The organism is Kitasatospora cystarginea, from assembly GCF_039533515.1.
GTDB lineage: Bacteria > Actinomycetota > Actinomycetes > Streptomycetales > Streptomycetaceae > Kitasatospora > Kitasatospora cystarginea.
In genome coordinates, this window is the sequence record NZ_BAAATR010000028.1 from 78,701 (window position 1) to 98,940 (window position 20,240).

Consider the following 20,240-nt stretch of genomic DNA (forward strand, 5'->3'; position numbering starts at 1 on the left):
ACAACTCTCCCATTGGGAGGCCGGGTCGGTGATCCGGCGTCAGCCAGCGACCCACGGTGCTTCGGGGAGCTTCGCTTCGCCGTTCCGCCCGGAGAAGTCCACCGTGGTCGGCGTGCCCAGGCCGGCCATCCGCATCGCGACCCTCCGTAGCGTGCCGTCGCCGTCGACCCAGTACGTCAGCGGCGACCGCCCGCCGTCGGGCGCGGCGCCCTGGGCGCGCGGTCCGGCGAACCGGTCGTAGCTCTGGTCGTCGATGCGGTCCCGGCCGAGCCAGCGCGCCCCGGACTGGGCGAGCAGCAGCGGGTTGTCCGGCCGGTCCGCGCCGAGCTGGATCAGCAACTGGAGCCCGGCGTCCAGCGGATCCGCCGTGTACGAGCGCGGCGACCAGCCCGCCCGGGGGACGTGCTCGGCCTGCTGCCAGGGCGGGTCGGTGTCGCCCTTCGGTGCGGGGGCCAGACCGAGTCCGCCGGTGTCCCAAACGATCAGACCGTGGTCGAGTTGTCCGGCGCCGGCCCGAGCGTCCCCAGCCGCCCCGGTGACCTCGTAGCTCCCCACGGCCCGGTGGGTGCGGTAGTCCACGATCCCCTTGACCCGCACCACCACACCTCCTCCCTCGGTGGCGGTGAGGGTCACCGTCACCGGGCTGGCCTGGTACAGGTTCAGCCGCGACACGGCCAGTCGTGACGCTTCGTCACCTGTCACGGGCCTCTCCACGGCCTCTTCGGATACGGTCCGGTAGACGGCCAGGCCGCCCGCCGCCGTGCCGCACACCGCGATCGCGACAAGTGCCCTGAGCCAGAACGTCGGACGCGGCGTACGGACATCGGTCTTCGTCTTCCGGGCCATGCAGGTGCCTTCTCTCCTCGGTCGGTCACAACACACGGGCGGGTTCCCGGACCGATGGTCCGCGAACCCGCCCGATCCGGCCCTCTCCGACGGCCCGTGTGCCGACCGTCGGAGAGGGGGAGGGTTACCGCTGCTGGGCCCTGCGCCTGCGGAACAGCACGAGCAGCGCCGTGCCGAGCGCGGTGAGCACCGCGCCGCCGGCCAGAACCACCGGAAGCTCTTGGCCCCCACCGGTGTAGGCCAGGTGCGAGCCGGGCGTGGTGCCCGGTGCGGCCGGGGTGCCCGGCGTGGCCGGTGTGGTCGGTTCCGGCGTCGGTGTCGGTGTCGGTGTCGGTGTCGGTGTCGGGATGAGCCGGTTGACTGCAGTCACCGAGACTCCGGCGTCGAGGTTGTCGGAGGTCAACACCAGCGGGCCGAACACCGCGACGTCCGGGGCTTCGTAGCCTGCGGGCGGGCTGGTCTCCTGCCAGTAGTACGTCCCTGGTGCGCCGTTGCCCTGACAGATGCCGTCGGCGCCGGTCGTGCAGGGCTCGCCGACGGGCGTGTCCGGCTTCGCACCGGTGCTCTGCAGCCCGTCGGTGCCGTTCGTCTCCTTCCAGAGCTGGAACTTCGCGCCGGCCAGCGGCTTGCCGTCCTGGTCGTGTTTGACGACCCGCAGCGCGCCTTCCTGCTGGCGGAAGCCGAAGTCGTAGGTGTGGTTGTTCTCGCCGGGTCCGCCGGTGGTCAGCGCCCGCTCGGGGAACTCGGCGCCGGACGGGACGACGCCCTTGGAGTCGATGAAGTGGTTGTCGCCGACATCGTGGTCGGTGGGAACCCACTGGTACAGCGGGCCGCCCTTGGCGTAGTCCGCCGGGTTGTCGATCCGGATGGTGTACTTCGTCCTGGGCTTCAGGCCGCCGTTGACGTCGGAGTCGTCGAAGTAGTACTCGCCGCGCTCCGTCGTCTTCGTCGTGCCGACGATATTCCCCGACTCGTCGTACAGGTGGACGGTCGCCCCCGGGACCGGCCGCTGCCCGGGGCCCTGGATGCCCTTGCGCTCGGGGTCGTACCAGACCCGGTTGCCGATCTGCAGCGGCGCCTGGTCGCAGAGCACCTCGAGGTCACCCATCGAGGCGCCCTTGCCGAAGGGGGCGGTGGTCCCCTTCGGGGTCAGCCGCAGGCCGAACTGCGGGTCCTGCCTGCCGTCCTTGCGCTCGAGGAACGACGTGCCGTAGCCGACGGGGGTGTGGTCGGGGTCGAAGGCGGAGACCGCGATGGTGCTCTCGACCTTGGAGAGCGCCATTCCGGCGAACGCCGTGTTGTTGTGACCCACCGCAGCCCAAGCGGTGTTGAAGAACCGGGCGCCCCGGGCGGACATCCCACAGCCGTTGTTGGTGTCCATCACGTACATGCCGTTCGCCGGGCAGGCCTTGTTGAGGTCACCGCCGGACATGACGTTGAAGACGGAGCCCGGCGCGGGGGCGCCCGGCTCTCGGTCGGCGAAGCGGTCGCGGAAGGCGAGCAGCATCGAGCCGTCGGTCTCGAAGAGGATCTCGCCCAACTCCGGCTCGGGGTTGGCCATGGTGGCGTGGCCGCACGCCTTGCCGTTCTGCGTGGTCGGGTACGTGCTGGTCCACGGGAACCAGCCCGCGCCGTCGCACGGACCCGAGCCGACCGTCGACTGACGCGGGTAGTCCAGCGGCTGGTCCAGCACCGCCTTCTGGAACGCCCCGGTGGCGAGGTCGAACGGCAGGACCACGGCGCGCACGTCGGTGAGCTTGCCCGTGGACTGGCCGGAACAGACACCGCCGAGGAACCCGGTCCCGTCCTGGAGACCGAGACCGAACGGCCGCCAATCCCCCTCCGCCGGGCAGCCCGGGTCCGGGATCGCGTAGACGGCCTTCGGCGCCGAGGCCGTCGCCGCGGTGGCGTCGTAGCGGTACAGCTTGCGGTCGTTGAGGTTGACGACGAAGAGGTCCTTGCCGTCATCGGTGATCTTGATGCCGCCCAGGCTCTCCTTGCCGGGCACGTCGAGGAAGGCGTCGTCCGTCCCCGGCCCGTGCACGGTGCTGCCCGCGTTCGGCACGGTGGTGAAGAGCGTCGTCTTCTTCTGCGCGAGGTCGGTGACGTAGACCGCGCCCGCGCCGCCCGGGCCGTAGTCGGTGCCGCGCTTGGCCACCGCCGAAGAGAAGAGCCGCTTGTCGGCCTTGTTCCAGGCGACGCCGAACAGCGTGCCGGTGTCGGCGTTGGTGGCGAGGTTCGTCGCGGTGATGTTGCCGTCGGGGCCCTCCTGGCCACGCGCGCCGTACGGGAAGGAGACCAGCGTGCGCTTGGCCCCGCCCTCGGTGTTGGCGGGCTGACAGGCCGCCACCAGCGGCGCGTTCTTCTGGCAGTAGTCCCCCGGGTTCCACAGTCCCGTGGTGTACGCCACGTTCTTGCCACCGGAGAGGTCGACGAACTCCTCGTTGCTGCTCAGCTGGCTCGGCGCGCCGTCCAGCCCCTGGCGCGAGGCGAAGGCCGGGAAGAGCACACCCGGCTTCGGATTGATCACCTGCACCCGGTACTTGCCGCCGGTCGCCCTGCTCGCGGCGGGTGCCAGTGTCACCGTGCCGTCCGCCGCGGTGACACCCTCGACGCCGGCCCCGGCATCGTCCGTGAGCGTCACCTTCACGCCCGCGATGCCCGGCTCCAGCGCGGGTGTCCACACCCCGGACGCGTCCACGGCCCGTACCACGCGGACCGTCACCGTCCCATCGCCTGTCTGCGGAAACGCCGACGGGGCCGCCGCCAGCGAGCAAGCACCGATCCCGACGACCAGTGCCACGGCGCCGCCCACGGTGCGGCGACCAAGCACCCCCGGTCGGCGCCGATCCGGGCCGCGTGCGGCACCGGACGTTCGTTCACTTCTCGTTGTCATCCCTGCTCTCATCGTCCAGTTGGGCCTGCCGCCCGACCTCGTAAGGGAGTTCGCGACTGGCGGAAAGCCGCCATTGTTAATGGGAGCTTAAGGGGCCTTCACACAAGTTCGCAGCAAAACAGGAACTTTGACGTTACGTCAGACGTTATTGGAAGCTTTCGCACTGCGGCCCTCCCCCTGCTGTCAAAGGACGGGCCAGTGGAGGAGTACCCCGAAACGGTCGCTGCCGAGGAACAACTCCGCACGACGAAGGCGCTCAGAGGTGCGGAGATCACCATCGCCGCTGAACATCGCCGCTCCCCCTCGCCTCTACCCGCCCCGTCGGCGCGGCCGGCGCGCCATGCTGGGGTGGCGCCATGAACCGGACGACGAGCGGCGACGCGCGACGTTGTGGTGTCAGTGGTTGGTGCGGATCCTGGTGCCGAGCAGGAGGTGGAGGACGAGTGCTGAGGTCAGGCCGACGGCCCAGCCGTAGTCGGCGAGGCGTCTGAGGGCGGGGATGAGGCCGTTGGCCGGGAAGGGGCCGCCGTGGGAGCCGCCGATGGCGAGGATGCCGCCGGTGACGAGGGCGGTGACGGCGCGCCAGTTCCAGCCGCCGTGGTACCAGTAGCGGCCTTCCTGCCGGTAGAGGGCGGCGAGGTCGAGGTGGGTGCGGCGCAGGAGCCAGTAGTCGGCGATGAGGATGCCGGCGACGGTGCCGAGCAGGCCGCCGACCACGCCGAGCCAGGTGTAGATGTAGACGTGCGGGTCGGAGATCAGCTTCCACGGGAAGATGAGGACGCCGACCAGGCCGGTGATGAGGGCGCCGCGGCGGAAGTTGATGCGACATGGCCAGAGGTTGGCGAGGTCGTAGGCGGGGGAGACGACGTTGGCGGCGATGTTGACCGAGATGGTGGCGATCAGGACGGTGAGCAGGGCGATGAGGATGCCGGCGGTGTTGTCGAGTTTGGCGGCGAGTTGGATGGGGTCCCAGATGGGGGTGCCGTAGACGGCTTGGGAGCCGGAGGTGACCAGGACGGAGAGGAGGGCGAAGAGGGTCATGGTGGTGGGCAGGCCGAGGGCCTGGCCGCGGATCTGGGCGCGTTGGCTGCCGCCGAAGCGGGTGAAGTCGGGGATGTTCAGCGACAGGGTCGACCAGAAGCCGATCATGCCCATCAGCGCGGGGAAGAAGACCTTCCAGAACTCGTGTCCCCACCCGAGCTTGGAGGGTTGGTGGAGGAGCGGGCCGAGGCCGCCGGCCTTGTTGGTGATCCACCCGAGCAGGCCGAACGCGCCGAGCAGGACGACGGGTGCGGCCCAGTTCTCGAAGCGGCGCAGGGTGTCCATGCCGCGGGCGATGATCAGCAGTTGCAGCGCCCAGAAGAGCAGGAAGGAGAGCCACTGCGTCCAGGGGTAGCCGCCTACCGGGGTCGCGGTCTGCCAGCCGTGGCCGAGGAGCTTCCCGGCCAACAGGAAGATGGCCTCCCCACCGAGCCATGTCTGGATACCGAACCAGGCGCAGGCCACCGCGGCCCGCAGCATCGCGGGCAGGTTCGCGCCGCGCAACCCGAACGACGCGCGGGCGAACACCGGGAACGGGATGCCGTACTTCGTCCCCGCGTGGCCGGTGAGCAGCATCGGCGCCAGCACGATCAGGTTGCCCAGCGCGATGGTGAGGACGGCCTGCTTCCAGTCCATGCCGAGCGCGACCAGGCCCGAGGCCAGGGTCCACGACGGGATGTTGTGCGCCATTCCCACCCACAGGCTGAGGTAGTTGTAGACACCCCACCTGCGCCGCTCCATCGGCACGGGCAGCAGGTCGTGGTTGGCGAAGCGGGCGTCGTCCAGGACGACGTGGTCGGCGAGGGAGACCCGGCCGTCGGGATGAGTGCGCTGGACCGTCGAGGAGTCGGGGGTTTCGGGGGTGCCGGAGGACATCGGGACCACCTCGGTTCGCGGAGTCTCGTACGGGGGCGTCCGGGAGCCGGAACACCGGGCTCTCGGAGAGATTGCGAAGGAGTGCGGTACTGCGGCGGCACCGTCCGGGCGGTGGGGAGCCGTCGGGAACGGGCTGCTCGGGCGGACGCCGTCCGGGTCGCGCCGACCGCGTGCGGAGGGGAGGGTCCAGACGGTCGGGCGGCCCACCCGGCACCGGATGGGCCGCCCGACGAAGGGGTGTCAGCCGAGTTCGGGGATGACGCTCGTGCCGTACGCGTCGATGGTGGACTCCACCGCGTCGTGCATCGCGTAGACGGCGAACTGGTCGACGCCGAGGGCGCGCAGTTCGGTGAGGCGGTCGATTTGGGCGGCGGGCGGGCCGATCAGGCAGAAGCGGTCGACGATCTCGTCGGGGACGAAGGCGGTGTCGGGGTTCCCGGCGCGGCCGTGGTGGGCGTAGTCGTAGCCGTGGCGGTTCTTGATGTAGTCGGTGAGGGCGTCGGGGACCAGGCCGGAGTGCTCGCCGTAGCGGGCGACCAGGTCGGCGACGTGGTTGCCGACCATGCCGCCGAACCAGCGGCACTGCTCACGGGCGTGGGCGAGCGCGGCGGGCGAGTCGTCCTCGGTGACGTAGGCGGGGGCGGCGACGCAGATGGTGATCGAGGCGGGGTCGCGGCCGACCCCGGCGGCGGCGTCCCGGACGGCCTTGACCATCCACTCGGTGAGGAAGGGGTCGGCGAGCTGGAGGATGAAGCCGTCCGCCTGACGGCCGGTCAGGTCCAGTGCCCTGGGGCCGTATGCGCCCATCCAGACGGGGAGTTCGGCCCCGGGCCTGACCCACGGCAGTTGGATCGCGGTGCCGTCCACCTCGGCCTCGCGGCCCTCGGCGAGCTCCTTGATCGCGTGCATGGCCTGCGAGAGCCGCTCCAGGGTGGCGGGCCGGCGGCCTGCCACCCGCTGTGCGGAGTCGCCGCGGCCGATGCCGCAGACGGTGCGGTTGCCGTACATGTCGTTGAGGGTGGCGAACAGGGAGGCGGTGACCTCCCAGGTGCGGGTCGCGGGGTTGGTGACCATCGGACCGACGATCAGTCGGCTGGTCTCGGCGAGGATCCGGCTGTAGATGACGAAGGGCTCCTGCCAGAGCACCGCCGAGTCGAAGGTCCAGCCGTGGGTGAAGCCCGCCGCCTCGGCCCGCTTCATCCGCTCGATGAGCAGTTGCGCGGGCGGGTCGGTCTGGAGCACGAGTCCGATGTCCACTGGTCTCCTTAGGCGAGGTACTGACAGGTGGCGCGCGGCTGGAACCGTCCGTGCCCGGCCCGGCCGAGGTAGGCGTCGGCCTCGATCACGACGGTGCCCCGGGAGAGCACGGTGCGGACCTTGCCGGTGATCTCTTTCCCCTCGTACGCGGAGTAGTCGACGTTCATGTGGTGGGTGGCGGCGGAGAGGGTCTGCCGGACCGTGGGGTCGTAGAGGACGACGTCGGCGTCGGCGCCGGGGGCGATGGTGCCCTTGCGCGGGTAGAGCCCGAACATCCGGGCGGGAGCGGCACAGGCGATCTCGATCCAGCGGCGGCGGGAGATCCGGCCCTCCACCACGGCCTGGTGCAGCAGGTCCATCCGGTTCTCCACTCCCGGCAGACCGTTGGGGATCTTGGAGAAGTCGCCGCGGCCGAGCTCCTTCTGGCCGGCGAAGCAGAACGGGCAGTGGTCGGTGGAGACCACCTGGAGGTCACCGGTCCGCAGCGCCCGCCACAGCGCGTCCTGGTGCTCGCGCGGGCGCAGCGGGGTGGAGCAGACGTACTTGGCGCCCTCGAAGCCGGGTTCGGCCAGGTTGTCGGTGGACAGGAAGAGGTACTGCGGGCAGGTCTCGCCGAACACGTCGAGGCCCTGGCGGCGGGCGGCGGCGAGTTCGTCGACGGCCGAGGCGGCGGAGACGTGCACCACGTAGAGCGGGGCGCCTGCCACCTGGGCCAGCTTGACGGCGCGGTGGGTGGCCTCGGCCTCCAGGATCTCGCGCCGGACCTCACCGTGGTGGCGCGGGTCGGTCCTGCCCGCCGCGAGGGCCTGTTCCACCAGTACGTCGATGGCGATGCCGTTCTCGGCGTGCATCATGATCAGGCCGCCGTTGCCTGCGCCGCGCTGCATGGCGCGCAGGATCTTGCCGTCGTCGCTGTAGAACACTCCGGGATAGGCCATGAAGAGCTTGAACGAGGTCACGCCCTCGGCGACCAGCAGGTCCATCTCCTTGAGGCTGTGCTCGGTGACATCGGCGAGGATCATGTGGAAGCCGTAGTCGATCGCGCAGTTGCCCTGGGCCTTCTCGTGCCAGGCGTCCAGGCCCTCGCGCAGCGAGGAGCCGACCGACTGGACGGCGAAGTCCACGATGGTGGTGGTGCCGCCCCAGGCGGCGGCCCGGGTGCCGGTCTCGAAGGTGTCGGAGGCGAAGGTGCCGCCGAACGGCAGCTCCATGTGGGTGTGGGCGTCCACGCCGCCGGGGATGACGTACAGCCCTCGGGCGTCGAGCACCTTCTCGGCCGTCCAGCTCTCGGCGGCCGCGCTGCCGTAGGCGGCCAGCGCGACCACCTTCTCGCCCTCGATCAGCACGTCGGCGTGCATCTCCTCGGCGGCGGTGACCACCAGGCCGCCGCGGATCACGGTGCGGTTCACGTCCGTCCTCTCAGGCCTGGGTGAGCGGGCCGTAGGCGTCCGGGCGCCGGTCACGGTAGAACGCCCACTGCTGGCGGACTTGATCGATCAGGCCCAGGTCGAGGTCGCGGACCACGAGTTCCTCGTCCTTGTCGGAGGCGATCTCGCCGACGAACTGGCCGCGCGGGTCGACGAAGTAGGAGGTGCCGTAGAAGTCGTTGTCCCCGTACTCCTCCACGCCGACCCGGTTGATCGCCGCGACGTAGTACTCGTTGGCGACGGCGGCGGCGGGCTGTTCCAGCTGCCAGAGGTAGGCGGACAGGCTCCGACTGGTCGCGGAGGGGTTGTAGACGATCTCGGCGCCGCCGAGGCCGAGCGCCCGCCAGCCCTCGGGGAAGTGCCGGTCGTAGCAGATGTAGACGCCGACCTTGCCGACGGCGGTCTCGAAGACCGGCCAGCCGAGGTTGCCGGGCTTGAAGTAGTACTTCTCCCAGAAGCCCTTGACCTGCGGGATGTGGTGCTTGCGGTACTTGCCGAGGTAGGAGCCGTCGGCGTCGATCACGGCGGCGGTGTTGTAGTAGAAGCCGGCCTGCTCGACCTCGTACACCGGGACGACGATCACCATCCCCAGCTCGCGGGCGATCTCCCGCATCCGCCGTACGGTCGGGCCGTCGGGGACGGGCTCGGCCCAGCGGTAGTGCTCCGGCTCCTGCACCTGGCAGAAGTACGGGGCGTTGAAGACCTCCTGGAAGCCGATGATCTGGGCGCCCTGTGCGGCCGCGTCCCGGGCGGCCCGCTCGGCGGCCGCGATCATCGTCTCCGAGTCACCCGTCCAGGCGGCCTGGAAGAGGGCTGCTCGAACGACTCGGCTCATCAGTCCACTCCTTCGACGAAGGTGCTCTAGACCGTTGAGACTAGGAGCTTCCCGGCGCCAGGTGTAGTGCCACGCTGTAACGCCGGGAAGCCTCTTTCATTCCGTCGCGGAACCCGGTGCCCTCAGTTCTCCAGCCAGGTCGCCCGGCGCAGCACGGCCGGCTCGACGAGGACCTCGTCCATCACCTCGCTGGCGTGCTGGAAGTGCGGGGTGGCGAAGTGCTCCTGGAGCGCCTCCTCGTCCCGCCACTCCTCCAGGACCACCATCCGCTCGGGGCGGTTCGGGTCGACCAGCAGCTGGTAGCCGAGGCAGCCGGGCTCGTCCAGGGAGGGCTCGATCATGCCTTCCAGCATGGTGCGCAGGCGGTCCTCCCGGCCGGGTGCGGCGGTCAGCTCGGCGATCAGGATCATTCGGTGCTCTCCTTCGGGTGGGCGGGGCCGGTGCCGGCCCCGGTGTGATCAAGGCTAGTCGCGATCTCCGACAGGTCGTCAGCGGTCAGGTGCAGGGCGGCCGCCGAGACCCAGTCGTCCAGCTGTCCGGGGCGGCGGGCGCCGACGATGGCGCCGGTGACGCCGGGCCAGGCCAGTGTCCAGGCGATGGCGACGGCCGGGACGGTGCTGCCGTGCCGCCGCGCGATCGGGCGCAGCGCCTCGACCAGGGCGAGGTTGCGGTCCAGGTGGGTGGTGAAGTCGGGGTGGGTGCGCCGCCAGTCGGCCGCGTCCAGGGCGGCGACGCGCTCGGCGGAGAAGGCGCCGGTGAGCAGTCCGGAGCCGAGCGGCTGGTAGACGATGCCGGCCGTGCGGTGGTCGGCCGCCCAGTGCAGTTCGGCCGCCGCGTCCCGGCTGAGCAGGGAGAACTGCGGCTGGATCGAGTCGACGTGGGCGATCTTCTCGGCGACGGCGAGCTGCTCGGGGCCGTGGTTGGACAGCCCGATGGCGCGGACCTTGCCCTCGGCCTTCAGGTCGGCCATCAGCTGCCAGTACTCCTCCAACCGGGTGCCGCCGCCCTGGTCGGCGCCGCCCTCGTTGCCCCACTCCAGCACTTGGCCGTCACCGGGCCAGTGCACCTGGTACAGGTCGATCCGTTCGACGCCGAGCCGGCGCAGCGAGTCCTCCAGTTCGCGGCGGACGCTCGCGGGGGTCATGATCTTGCGCGGCGGGGCGAGCCGGTCACTCTCGTCCCAGACCAGGCCGCACTTGGTGAACACGTACGGGCGGCGGCTCTCCGGCAGCTTCGCCAGCGCCCGGCCGACGACCTCCTCGGAGTGGCCGAGACCGTAGACGGCGGCGGTGTCGATCCAGTTGATCCCGAGGTCGACGGCGCGGTGGACGGCGGCGATCGAGTCGCCGTCATCCTGCGCGCCCCAGCTGTAGCGCCAGTCGGCGCCGCCGAGCGCCCAGGCACCGAAGCCGATCCGACTGATCGTCATATCGGTGCTGCCGAAAGGCACGGGGGAGGTTGTGGTCATGTCGCTCTCTCACGTTCGTTGTGCTGACGACGACGAGCCTGCTCCTGCCGGATCGGCCGTTCCAGGTCCGCGCTTTACCTGGGTCCGGCAGGACCAGGCTGGGCGGGGCGCCGTCCGCGATGATGGTCCGCATGGACCGACGAGCAGAGCTGGGCGAGTTCCTCCGGTCGCGCCGGGCCAGGCTGCGTCCCGAGGAGATCGGGCTGCCGCCGTACGGCGGGCGGCGCCGGGTGCCGGGGCTGCGCCGAGAGGAGCTGGCACAGGTGGCGGGCGTCAGCGTGGACTACTACGTACGCCTGGAGCAGGGCCGGACCGAGCATGTCTCGCAGGCGGTGCTGGACGCCGTGGCCCGGGCGCTGCGGTTGGACCCGGACGAGCGCCTGCACCTGGGCAACCTGGCCCGACCGCACCGGCCGGACGGGGTGCCGCGCCCGCCGCAGCGGGTGCTGCCCGGGCTGCAGCGGCTGCTGGACTCGATGGCCGACGTCCCGGCGTACGTGGTCGGGCTCGGCACCCGGGTGCTGGCCTGGAACCGGCTGGCGGCGGCGCTGATCACCGACTTCGGCGCGCTGCAGCCGGACCGCCGCGAGCTGGCCCGGCTGGTCTTCCTGGACGAGGCCGCCCGCGAGCTGTACGAGGACTGGGAGGGCAAGGCCCGCGACGTGGTCGCCTACCTGCGCCTGGACGCCGGCCGCCACCCCGGCGATGCGGGCCTGTCGGCGCTGATCGGCGAGCTGAGCATCGGCAGCCGGGACTTCGCCCGGCTCTGGGCGGGGCAGGAGGTCAGGGACAAGACCCGTGGCGGATACGTGTTCCGGCACCCCGCGGTCGGCCGTCTCGAACTGGCGTACGATACGCTGCGACTGCCCGACGACCCCGACCAGGCACTGATCGCCTACACCGTGGAGCCGGACAGCCCGAGCCGGGCCGCCCTGCTCCTGCTGGCCGGCTGCACCCAGCGCTTTGCCCGGGAGGATCACCAGCAGGCAAGATAGCGACGTGACCCTCCTGGACCTGATGCCGAGCCCTGCCACCCCCGATGCCCTGTACGAGACCTTCGTCGAGTGGGCGCAGGAGCGGGGCATCACCCTCTACCCGGCCCAGGAGGAGGCCCTGATCGAGCTGGTCTCCGGGAACAACGTGATCCTGGCGACCCCGACCGGCTCGGGCAAGAGCCTGGTCGCGGCGGGCGCGCACTTCGCCGCGCTGGCCGAGGGCAAGCGCACCTTCTACACCGCGCCGATCAAGGCGCTGGTGTCGGAGAAGTTCTTCGACCTGGTGAAGATGTTCGGCACCGAGCAGGTCGGCATGATGACCGGCGACGCCAGCGTCAACCCGACCGCGCCGATCATCTGCTGCACCGCCGAGGTGCTGGCGCAGATCGCGTTGCGCGACGGCGAGCGGGCCGACATCGGCCAGGTCGTGATGGACGAGTTCCACTTCTACGCCGAGCCGGACCGCGGCTGGGCCTGGCAGATCCCGATCCTGGAGCTCCCGCAGGCGCAGTTCCTGCTGATCTCCGCGACCCTCGGCGACGTGCGCCGCTTCGAGGAGGACCTGGCCCGCCGTACCGGCCGCGCGACCACGGTGGTGCGCTCCGCCACCCGCCCGGTGCCGCTGTTCTACGAGTACCGCCGCACCACCCTGCACGACACCCTGGAAGAACTGCTGAAGACCGGTCAGGCGCCGGTCTACGTGGTGCACTTCACGCAGAAGGAGGCGGTCGAGCGGGCGCAGTCGCTGATGAGCATCAACATGTGCTCCAAGGCGGAGAAGGACGCCATTGCCGCGCTGATCGGCAACTTCCGCTTCACCACCAAGTTCGGCCGCAATCTGTCCCGTTACGTCCGGCACGGTATCGGCGTGCACCACGCGGGCATGCTGCCCAAGTACCGCCGCCTGGTCGAACGGCTCGCCCAGGCAGGCCTGTTGAAGGTCATCTGCGGTACCGACACCCTCGGCGTCGGCGTCAACGTGCCGATCCGCACCGTACTGTTCACCGCGCTGTCCAAGTACGACGGCCAGCGGGTCCGGGTGCTGCGCGCCCGGGAGTTCCACCAGATCGCCGGCCGGGCCGGCCGGGCCGGCTTCGACACCGTCGGCCAGGTCGTCGCCCAGGCGCCCGAGCACGAGGTGGAGAACGAGAAGCTGCTCGCCAAGGCCGGCGACGACCCCAAGAAGCGCCGCAAGGTGGTGCGCAAGAAGGCGCCGGAAGGTTTCGTCGGCTGGAGTGAGCAGACCTTCGAGCGCCTGATCGCCGCCGATCCGGAGCCGCTGGTCTCCCGGTTCAAGGTCAGCCACGCCATGCTGCTCTCGGTGATCGGCCGCCCGGGCAACGCCTTCGAGGCGATGCGCAAGCTGCTCACCGACAACCACGAGGACCGCGCGGCGCAGCGCCGGCACATCCGCAGCGCCGTCGCCATCTACCGCTCCCTGCTGGAGGGCGGCGTGGTCGAGCGGCTGGCGGAGCCGGACCCGGAGGGCCGGGTCGTCCGCCTCACCCTGGACCTGCAGGAGAACTTCGCGCTCAACCAGCCGCTCTCCACCTTCGCCCTGGCCGCCTTCGAACTCCTCGACCCCGCCTCGCCCTCGTACGCGATGGACGTGGTCTCGGTGGTGGAGGCGACCCTCGACGACCCGCGCCAGATCCTCGCCTCGCAGGAGAACAAGGCGCGCGGCGAGGCCGTCGCCGAGATGAAGCGCGACGGCATCGAGTACGAGGAGCGGATGGAGCGGCTGCAGGAGATCACCTACCCCAAGCCGCTGGAGGAGCTGCTCGGCCACGCCTACGACGTGTACCGCCGGGCGCACCCGTGGATCGGCGACCACCCGCTGCAGCCCAAGTCGGTGATCCGCGACCTGTACGAGCGCGCGATGACCTTCTCCGACTACGTCGGCTTCTACGAACTCGCCCGTACCGAGGGCATCGTGCTGCGCTACCTGGCCGGGGCCTACAAGGCGCTGGAGCAGACCGTCCCCGACGACCTCAAGACCGACGACCTCAAGGACGTCATCGCCTGGCTCGGCGAGCTGGTCCGCCAGGTCGACTCCAGCCTGCTGGACGAGTGGGAGCAGCTGGCCAACCCGACCACGCCGGAGGCCGCCGAGGTCAGGCTGGACGAGAAGCCGGCCCCGGTCACCGCCAACGCCCGCGCCTTCCGGGTGCTGGTGCGCAACGAGATGTTCCGCCGGGTGGAGCTCTGCGCGCTGGAGCACTACGAGGGGCTCGGCGAGCTGGACGGCGAGTACGGCTGGAACGCGGACCGCTGGGCGGACGCGATGGACGGGTACTGGGAGGAGTACGACGACCTCGGTACCGGGCCGAACGCCCGCGGGCCCAAGATGCTCCTGATCGAGGAGGACGAGGACGAGGGCGCCTGGCGGGTCCGGCAGATCTTCGACGACCCGAACGGGGACCACGACTGGGGCATCAGCGCCGAGGTCGACCTGTACGGCTCGGACGAGGAGGGCCGGGCGGTGCTGCGGGTCACCGCGGTGGACCGCCTGGGCGGCTGAACCCGCGCGGCCGGTCGCGCGGGACGCCGCGCGACCGGCGGTACCGTGCGGGGCCCGCGTCAGTTGCACCGGCCCGGCTGGCGGCGTCCTCCCGTCCGCGCGGGGCTCACATCCACAGGAAGGTCGAGCCGGCCGTGAAGGAGACGGCCCGGGTGGCCCGGTCGAGGGCCGGGTCCGGGGTGGCGCTGCCGGTGGTGCGGAGGTCGGCGTAGCGGGAGCTGGTGATGGTCAGGTAGTGGCCGACCACCTCGACCTGGCTGTCCGTCAGCGGCTTGGGGGTGGCGGGATTGCTCGACGGGCTCCCGGTGGGCTGCTGGCTCTGTGACGGCGCCGGCGACGGCTGCCCGCCCGGGCCCGGCGACTGGCCGGCCGCCGAGGAACTGGGCGAGGGCGAAAGGGACGGCGTGGGCGGGGGCCCGTCCGCAGTCTCCGGGGTGAGGAAGGTGATCGCGTCCGGGGTGTCCTTCAACGCGTTCAGCGCCTTGCGGGCGGACGCCTCGTCGGCGAACCGCAGCACCGTCAGGCTGGTGACCACCGACGGGTCCGCCTCGTTGAGGCCGACCGCGAGGAAGCTCTGGCAGCCCGTGTCGCGGAGCACGTCGTGGGTGCGGTCCTGGAGCGTCTCGGCGCAGTCGTCGCCCTCCCGGTCGGCGATCCGGCGGGCCTTGTAGCCGTCCTGCTCGACCGGCCGCTGGGGCGGGAAGTAGTGGTCCGCGGTGAAGGCCTCGGCCTCCGTCAACGGCTCGCCGGACGCCACGCCGCCGACCGGAAGCGTCTTGCCGACGTCGGAACTCGTCCGGCCGAGGCCGGGTATCAGGTCGCCCTTGCTGGAACTGGTGGCGATCCAGCCCGCCCCCGTGGCGGCCACCACCACCAGCGCGCACCACACCAGTACGGGACGGCGCCCTGCGCCCCGATGGGTGTGGGCGGACTTGCCCTCCTGCTGGCCTACCGGATGCGGATCGCGCTCCCCCTGCGTGGTCATGGCGGAGATTCTAAGCAGACGGACCCTCAATCGGCTGACTTCACCCGTCAACCTACACCAACCGTCCCCGACCCCACCGACCTGCCCTCTTCGTCAGGGATCGAAGAACCACGGCATTGTGACAACTCGCACACGCCCAATGGGCCATCTTGGTGGGTTCTCCCTAGCGCGAGCACGGGTTGTTTGGGCAGGATCAAGACCATGGATCTGCTCGACACCCTCACCGCCAAGGGCCTGCGCCGGGAACTCCCCACCAGGGACGAGGCGCTCGCAGTTCTCTCCACCACCGACGACGAGCTGCTGGACGTGGTCGCGGCAGCCGGCCGGGTACGCCGGCAGTGGTTCGGGCGCCGGGTCAAGCTCAACTACCTGGTGAACATGAAGAGCGGGCTCTGCCCGGAGGACTGCAGCTACTGTTCACAGCGGCTCGGCTCCAAGTCCGAGATCCTCAAGTACACCTGGCTGAAGCCGGAGCAGGCCGCCGAGGCCGCCGCCGCCGGGCTGGCCGGTGGTGCGAAGCGGGTCTGCCTGGTGGCCAGCGGGCGCGGTCCGACGGACCGTGACATCGAGCGGGTCGCCGACACCATCTCCGCGGTCAAGGAGGCCAACGAGAACGTCGAGGTCTGCGTCTGCCTCGGGCTGCTCTCCGACAACCAGGCCGAACGGCTGCGCGCGGCCGGTGCGGACGCGTACAACCACAACCTGAACACCTCCGAGGGCACCTACGGCGACATCGCCACCACCCACACCTATGCCGACCGGGTGGACACCGTCCAGAAGGCGCACGGCGCCGGTCTCTCGGCCTGCTCCGGTCTGATCGCGGGCATGGGCGAGAGCGACGAGGACCTGGTGGACGTGGTCTTCGCGCTGCGCGAGCTGGGTTCGGACTCGGTGCCGGTCAACTTCCTGATCCCGTTCGAGGGCACCCCGCTGGCCAAGACGTGGAACCTCACCCCGCAGCGCTGCCTGCGGATCCTCGCCATGGTCCGCTTCGTCTGCCCGGACGTCGAGGTCCGGATCGCCGGCGGCCGCGAGGTGCACCTGCGCACGCTGCAGCCGCTCGGTCTGCACATCGCCAACTCGATCTTCCTTGGTGACTACCTGACCAGCGAGGGGCAGGCCGGACAGGCCGACCTGGACATGATCAAGGACGCCGGCTTCGTGGTCGAGGGCGCCGACGAGGCGACCATGCCCCGGCACCGGGCCGACGTGGCGGGTGCGGGCTCCTGCGGTTCGGGCGGCGGTTGCCACCCGTGCGGCGACGCCACCGCCGACGTCGCCACCGACACCGCGGCCGACACGGTGGCCGGCAGCGCGGACGAGGCCCCCGCCGGCGCGGCGGACGAGGCCCGCACCGACCTGGTCCGGGTGCGGCGCCGCGGTGCCGGTACCGAGCTGGCGCCGAACGCCTGAGGCCGCACGACCATGGCACCCTTCTCCCCCGGCACCCCTCTCCCGGTCGACCGGCTCGTCGCGCTGGATCGGGCGCACGTCTGGCACCCGTACTCGCCGATGCCCGGCAAGGCCACCCCGTACGTCGTCGAGTCCGCCTCCGGGGTACGGCTGCGGCTCGCCGAACCGGCGGGCGGGCACCGCGAGTTGGTCGACGGCATGTCCTCCTGGTGGGCCGCGATCCACGGCTACGGCCACCCCGAGCTGGACCAGGCCGTCCGCGACCAGCTCGGCCGGATGAGCCATGTGATGTTCGGCGGGCTCACCCACGAGCCCGCCGTCCGGCTGGCCGCCAGGCTGGTCGAGATCACTCCCGAACCGCTGCAGCACGTCTTCCTGGCCGACTCGGGCTCGGTGTCCGTCGAGGTCGCGATGAAGATGTGCCTGCAGTACTGGCAGTCGATCGGCCGTCCGGAGAAGCGGCGGCTGCTCACCTGGCGCGGCGGCTACCACGGCGACACCTTCCACCCCATGTCGGTCTGCGACCCCGAGGGCGGGATGCACCAGCTGTGGGGCGGGGTGCTGCCGCGCCAGCTGTTCGTCGGCGAGCCCCCGGCCGGCTTCGACGCCCCGCTGGACGCCGGCTACGCGGCCGAGCTGGACGAGCTGATCGAGCGTGAGGCCGACGAGCTGGCCGCGGTGATCGTGGAACCGGTGGTCCAGGGCGCGGGCGGGATGCGCTTCCACTCCCCCGAGTACTTGCGGCTGCTGCGCGAACTGTGCGACCGGCACGGCGTTCTGCTGGTCTTCGACGAGATCGCCACCGGCTTCGGCCGCACCGGCGCGCTGTTCGCCGCCGAGCACGCCGGGATCTCCCCCGATGTGATGTGCCTGGGCAAGGCCATCACCGGCGGCTACCTGACCCTGGCCGCCACCCTGTGCACCGGCGAGGTCGCGAACGGCATCAGCAGGGGCGAGGTGCCGGTGCTGGCCCACGGACCTACCTTCATGGGCAATCCGCTGGCCGCCGCCGTCGCGAACGCCTCGATCGACCTGCTGCTGCGTCAGGACTGGCAGCAGGAGGTCAAGCGGATCGAGACCGGCCTGCGGGACTCGCTCGCGGGCGCGGCCGGGGTACCCGGCGTACGCGACGTGCGGGTGCTCGGCGCGATCGGCGTGGTGCAGCTGGACCACCCGGTCGACATGGCCGCGGCCACCGAGGCCGCCGTCCGCGAGGGCGTCTGGCTGCGGCCGTTCCGCGACCTGATCTACACCATGCCCCCGTACATCACCGGGGACGAGGACCTGGCGCGGATCGGCGCCGCAGTGACCGCCGCGGCGGTGGCGGGATGAACGGCGACGAGGCGGCCAACGGCACGGAGAGCACGGAGAGCAGCGGCATGAGCGGCATCGACGGCGTCCTGTTCGTCACCGGCACCGGCACCGAGGTCGGGAAGACCGTCGCCACCGCGGCCGTCGCGGCGCTGGCGCTGGCCGCCGGATGCACCGTGGCGGTGCTCAAGCCGGGCCAGACCGGGGTCGGCCCGGACGAGGCCGGCGACGTGGACGAGGTCTGCCGCCTGGCGGGCCCCGTCCACCGGGTCGAACTCGCCCGTTACCCCGAGCCGTTGGCACCCGACACCGCCGCCCGGCGGTCCGGGCTGCCCACGGTCGGCCCCAAGCGGGTGGCCGAGACCGTGGTCGAACTCGCCGAACAGTACGACCTGGTGCTCGTCGAGGGCGCGGGCGGCCTGCTCGTCCGCTACGACGAGGAGGGCCACACACTCGCCGACATGGCCCTCGCCACGGCCGAACTCGGCCTGCGGCCCGCGGTGTTGCTGGTCGCGGCGGCCGGACTCGGCACCCTGAACGTCACCGCGCTCAGCGCCGAGGCACTGCGCGCCCGCCGCCTGGACCTGGCCGGTGTGGTGGTCGGGTGCTGGCCCGCCGAGCCGGACCTGGCCTCCTGCTGCAACCTCGCCGACCTGCCGGCCTCGGCCGGCGCGCCGCTGCTCGGCGTACTCCCCGAGGGCATCACCGGCAGCCCCGAAACCCCCTTCCAGCACTCCGCCCGGATCTCGCTCGCGCCCGCCCTCGGCGGCACCTGGGACGCGGCGGCGTTCACCGCCGGGCACCGGATCGATTTCTGACGGCCCGCCGATCTGCGCCGTTCGCCCTCCCGCCGTTCTTACCGCGGGAGGGCGAACGGCTTCCGGCTCGGCCTGCGTCAGACCAGTGCTCCCGCCAGCAGCTCCGCCGCCTTGGCGACCAGCAGGTCGTCAGCCGGTGCGTCGGCCACGTGCCTGGTCGTCAGTACGCAGAGCAGGATCGGGGCCCGGTCCTGCGGCCAGGCGATGCCCACGTCGTTGTTGGTGCCGTACTTCCCGGCACCGGTCTTGTCCGCCAGCGCCCAGTCGGCGGGCAGACCGGCCCGCAAGCGCTGCCCGCCGGTCGTGTTGGCCAGCAGCCATCCGGTCAGTCGGTCCCTGGAGCGGGCCGCGAGGGCGTCGCCGAGCGTCAGGCTCGCGTAGGTCCGACCGATGGCGCGCGGGCTGGTGGTGTCCTCGACCCGCCACGGCTCGGCCGAGTCCAGCTCGGGTTCCCAGCGGTCGAGCCTGGTCGTCGTGTCGCCGACGGTCCGACAGAACCTGGTGATCGCGGTGGGACCGCCGAGTTCGCGCAGCAGCAGGTTTCCCACGGCGTTGTCGCTGTAGCTGATCGCGGCGGCGCACAGGTCGGCGACGGTCATGCCGTCAGCGAGGTGCTCCGGCCGACCGGTGACCGGCGCGTAGCCCGAGTCGGTGACGTCCTTCTCGGTGTACCGGATGCGCCTGGCGAGGTGGTCCCCGCTCTGGGCGAAGTCCCGCAGCAGCGCCGCGGCGGCGAGCGGCTTCCACACCGAGCAGATCGGGAAGCGCTCGTCCGCGCGGTACTCGACGGTCTCGCCGGTGGCCTCGTTGCGGGCGAACACCCCGAGCCGGGCGGCGTGTTCGAGTTCGAGCTCGCGCAGGCGCCCCGCGATCCCGTCCGCGTCCCGCGGCGCCGCCTCCGCTCCGCCGCCCGTGGAGACGACCGCGGTGAGAGCCGCCGCGGCCCCAACGGCGAGGAACTTCCGCCGGACGGGTCGGACTTGTGAGGATTTCTGCATCAGACCTTCCTCCGTGACGTCACAGGGACTTCTCCTTGCACTCACGCCATCGGGGCCATCGGCAGTTCCGCGTCCGCCGTCCGCCCGGAGTTCCGAGCGGAGTTCCGAGCGGACGGCGGACGGCGGGGACGGGTCAGCGGGCGCTGCCGAGGTTCCGGTCGGCCTCGGCACCGGCGAGCATGAGCGTGGTCTCCTCGATCCGGCGGAAGCGTCCGTCGGGCGCGAACTCCCCGAAGAGGTAGACCTCCATGCGCACGGTGGACCCGTCGGTCTTCGTCACGTCGACGGTGTGCCGGTCCGCGTACCGGTCACCGTCGACGAGCTCCTCGTGCACGGTGATGGAGCCGCCGGCCACCACCTGGCGCAGGTGGTCGATGTGGGTGAGGAACCCGGCGCGGTCGTCCCAGCGGCCATCGGTGCGCTGACGGTAGTCCGGGGCGAAGTGCCGGTCCGCGGCCTGGTGCAGATCCAGCGCGGGGTTGAAGAGCAGGTCGGTCAGCGCGGTCGCGATGTCGGTACGGGACATGGTGTTTCTCCGTTCATGCGGCGAGAT

16 protein-coding genes are annotated in these 20,240 nt (G+C 71.3%); 5 read left to right on the forward strand and 11 right to left on the reverse strand.

The genetic code is table 11. From position 1 onward, the window contains the following. Positions 1 to 39 precede the first annotated feature (39 nt). The 8 genes from ABD369_RS26810 to ABD369_RS26845 form a co-directional block, all read right to left on the reverse strand. The gene (locus tag ABD369_RS26810; protein ID WP_344639119.1) at positions 40 to 846 is read right to left on the reverse strand and encodes a hypothetical protein; all 807 of its coding nucleotides are present in this window, start codon (positions 844 to 846) and stop codon (positions 40 to 42) included. Between the two features lie 124 nt (positions 847 to 970). Beyond that, positions 971 to 3,649 carry an SdrD B-like domain-containing protein gene (locus ABD369_RS26815; RefSeq protein WP_344639120.1) on the reverse strand — a complete coding sequence of 893 codons (2,679 nt, stop codon included), beginning with the start codon at positions 3,647 to 3,649 and terminating at the stop codon, positions 971 to 973. 489 nt (positions 3,650 to 4,138) lie between these two features. Next, positions 4,139 to 5,659, reverse strand: a complete 1,521-nt coding sequence (locus ABD369_RS26820) for an NCS1 family nucleobase:cation symporter-1 (RefSeq protein WP_344639121.1) — start codon at positions 5,657 to 5,659, stop codon at positions 4,139 to 4,141. A 240-nt stretch (positions 5,660 to 5,899) separates the two neighbouring features. Beyond that, on the reverse strand, positions 5,900 to 6,916 hold the full coding sequence (locus tag ABD369_RS26825; protein ID WP_344639122.1) for a TIGR03842 family LLM class F420-dependent oxidoreductase: 1,017 nt from the start codon (positions 6,914 to 6,916) through the stop codon (positions 5,900 to 5,902). Between the two features lie 8 nt (positions 6,917 to 6,924). Continuing rightward, positions 6,925 to 8,325, reverse strand: a complete 1,401-nt coding sequence (gene hydA / locus ABD369_RS26830) for a dihydropyrimidinase (RefSeq protein WP_344639123.1) — start codon at positions 8,323 to 8,325, stop codon at positions 6,925 to 6,927. A 10-nt stretch (positions 8,326 to 8,335) separates the two neighbouring features. After that, positions 8,336 to 9,178 carry a nitrilase-related carbon-nitrogen hydrolase gene (locus tag ABD369_RS26835; RefSeq protein WP_344639124.1) on the reverse strand — a complete coding sequence of 281 codons (843 nt, stop codon included), beginning with the start codon at positions 9,176 to 9,178 and terminating at the stop codon, positions 8,336 to 8,338. A 122-nt stretch (positions 9,179 to 9,300) separates the two neighbouring features. Beyond that, positions 9,301 to 9,588, reverse strand: coding sequence for a putative quinol monooxygenase (locus ABD369_RS26840; RefSeq protein WP_344639125.1), 288 nt, complete (start codon positions 9,586 to 9,588; stop codon positions 9,301 to 9,303). After that, the gene (locus ABD369_RS26845; protein WP_344639126.1) at positions 9,585 to 10,646 is read right to left on the reverse strand and encodes an aldo/keto reductase; all 1,062 of its coding nucleotides are present in this window, start codon (positions 10,644 to 10,646) and stop codon (positions 9,585 to 9,587) included. Before ABD369_RS26845 ends, ABD369_RS26840 begins: the two co-directional genes overlap by 4 nt. 131 nt (positions 10,647 to 10,777) lie before the next feature. Here ABD369_RS26845 and ABD369_RS26850 point away from each other — a divergent pair, with 131 nt between their 5' ends. Then, positions 10,778 to 11,641 (forward strand): helix-turn-helix domain-containing protein, encoded by an 864-nt coding sequence (locus ABD369_RS26850; RefSeq protein ID WP_344639127.1) that lies wholly within the window; start codon positions 10,778 to 10,780, stop codon positions 11,639 to 11,641. Positions 11,642 to 11,663: 22 nt separating this feature from the next. Then, complete coding sequence (locus tag ABD369_RS26855; RefSeq protein WP_425557790.1) at positions 11,664 to 14,162, forward strand: DEAD/DEAH box helicase; 2,499 nt, start codon at positions 11,664 to 11,666, stop codon at positions 14,160 to 14,162. 106 nt (positions 14,163 to 14,268) lie between these two features. Here the strand turns inward: ABD369_RS26855 and ABD369_RS26860 are convergent, their stop codons facing one another. Beyond that, on the reverse strand, positions 14,269 to 15,147 hold the full coding sequence (locus ABD369_RS26860; protein ID WP_344639129.1) for a hypothetical protein: 879 nt from the start codon (positions 15,145 to 15,147) through the stop codon (positions 14,269 to 14,271). Between the two features lie 201 nt (positions 15,148 to 15,348). Here ABD369_RS26860 and bioB point away from each other — a divergent pair, with 201 nt between their 5' ends. From bioB to bioD, 3 genes are read left to right on the forward strand one after another with little or no spacing between them, the layout of a single operon-like run. Then, entirely contained in the window at positions 15,349 to 16,560 is a 1,212-nt protein-coding gene (gene bioB, locus ABD369_RS26865; RefSeq protein WP_344639130.1) for a biotin synthase BioB, read from the forward strand. 12 nt (positions 16,561 to 16,572) lie between these two features. Beyond that, positions 16,573 to 17,892 carry an adenosylmethionine--8-amino-7-oxononanoate transaminase gene (locus tag ABD369_RS26870; RefSeq protein ID WP_344639131.1) on the forward strand — a complete coding sequence of 440 codons (1,320 nt, stop codon included), beginning with the start codon at positions 16,573 to 16,575 and terminating at the stop codon, positions 17,890 to 17,892. A gap of 47 nt (positions 17,893 to 17,939) precedes the next feature. After that, positions 17,940 to 18,689, forward strand: coding sequence for a dethiobiotin synthase (gene bioD / locus ABD369_RS26875; protein ID WP_344639157.1), 750 nt, complete (start codon positions 17,940 to 17,942; stop codon positions 18,687 to 18,689). Positions 18,690 to 18,766: 77 nt separating this feature from the next. On the opposite strand, the gene bla is transcribed toward bioD, so the two are convergent. Beyond that, entirely contained in the window at positions 18,767 to 19,687 is a 921-nt protein-coding gene (gene bla / locus ABD369_RS26880) for a class A beta-lactamase (RefSeq protein ID WP_344639132.1), read from the reverse strand. Between the two features lie 133 nt (positions 19,688 to 19,820). Further along, positions 19,821 to 20,213 carry a nuclear transport factor 2 family protein gene (locus tag ABD369_RS26885; protein ID WP_344639133.1) on the reverse strand — a complete coding sequence of 131 codons (393 nt, stop codon included), beginning with the start codon at positions 20,211 to 20,213 and terminating at the stop codon, positions 19,821 to 19,823. Between the last annotated feature and the right edge of the window lie 27 nt (positions 20,214 to 20,240).

What these genes read in the sequence shown, in the direction of transcription:
- ABD369_RS26810 (WP_344639119.1), bottom strand. Translation starts at nt 846, where the DNA reads ATGGCCCGGAAGACGAAGACCGATGTCCGTACGCCGCGTCCGACGTTC.
- ABD369_RS26820 (WP_344639121.1), bottom strand. Translation starts at nt 5,659, where the DNA reads ATGTCCTCCGGCACCCCCGAAACCCCCGACTCCTCGACGGTCCAGCGC.
- ABD369_RS26835 (WP_344639124.1), bottom strand. Translation starts at nt 9,178, where the DNA reads ATGAGCCGAGTCGTTCGAGCAGCCCTCTTCCAGGCCGCCTGGACGGGT.
- ABD369_RS26840 (WP_344639125.1), bottom strand. Translation starts at nt 9,588, where the DNA reads ATGATCCTGATCGCCGAGCTGACCGCCGCACCCGGCCGGGAGGACCGC.
- ABD369_RS26845 (WP_344639126.1), bottom strand. Translation starts at nt 10,646, where the DNA reads ATGACCACAACCTCCCCCGTGCCTTTCGGCAGCACCGATATGACGATC.
- ABD369_RS26850 (WP_344639127.1), top strand. Translation starts at nt 10,778, where the DNA reads ATGGACCGACGAGCAGAGCTGGGCGAGTTCCTCCGGTCGCGCCGGGCC.
- ABD369_RS26855 (WP_425557790.1), top strand. Translation starts at nt 11,664, where the DNA reads ATGCCGAGCCCTGCCACCCCCGATGCCCTGTACGAGACCTTCGTCGAG.
- ABD369_RS26860 (WP_344639129.1), bottom strand. Translation starts at nt 15,147, where the DNA reads ATGACCACGCAGGGGGAGCGCGATCCGCATCCGGTAGGCCAGCAGGAG.
- bioB (WP_344639130.1), top strand. Translation starts at nt 15,349, where the DNA reads ATGGATCTGCTCGACACCCTCACCGCCAAGGGCCTGCGCCGGGAACTC.
- ABD369_RS26870 (WP_344639131.1), top strand. Translation starts at nt 16,573, where the DNA reads ATGGCACCCTTCTCCCCCGGCACCCCTCTCCCGGTCGACCGGCTCGTC.
- bioD (WP_344639157.1), top strand. Translation starts at nt 17,940, where the DNA reads ATGAGCGGCATCGACGGCGTCCTGTTCGTCACCGGCACCGGCACCGAG.
- bla (WP_344639132.1), bottom strand. Translation starts at nt 19,687, where the DNA reads ATGCAGAAATCCTCACAAGTCCGACCCGTCCGGCGGAAGTTCCTCGCC.
- ABD369_RS26885 (WP_344639133.1), bottom strand. Translation starts at nt 20,213, where the DNA reads ATGTCCCGTACCGACATCGCGACCGCGCTGACCGACCTGCTCTTCAAC.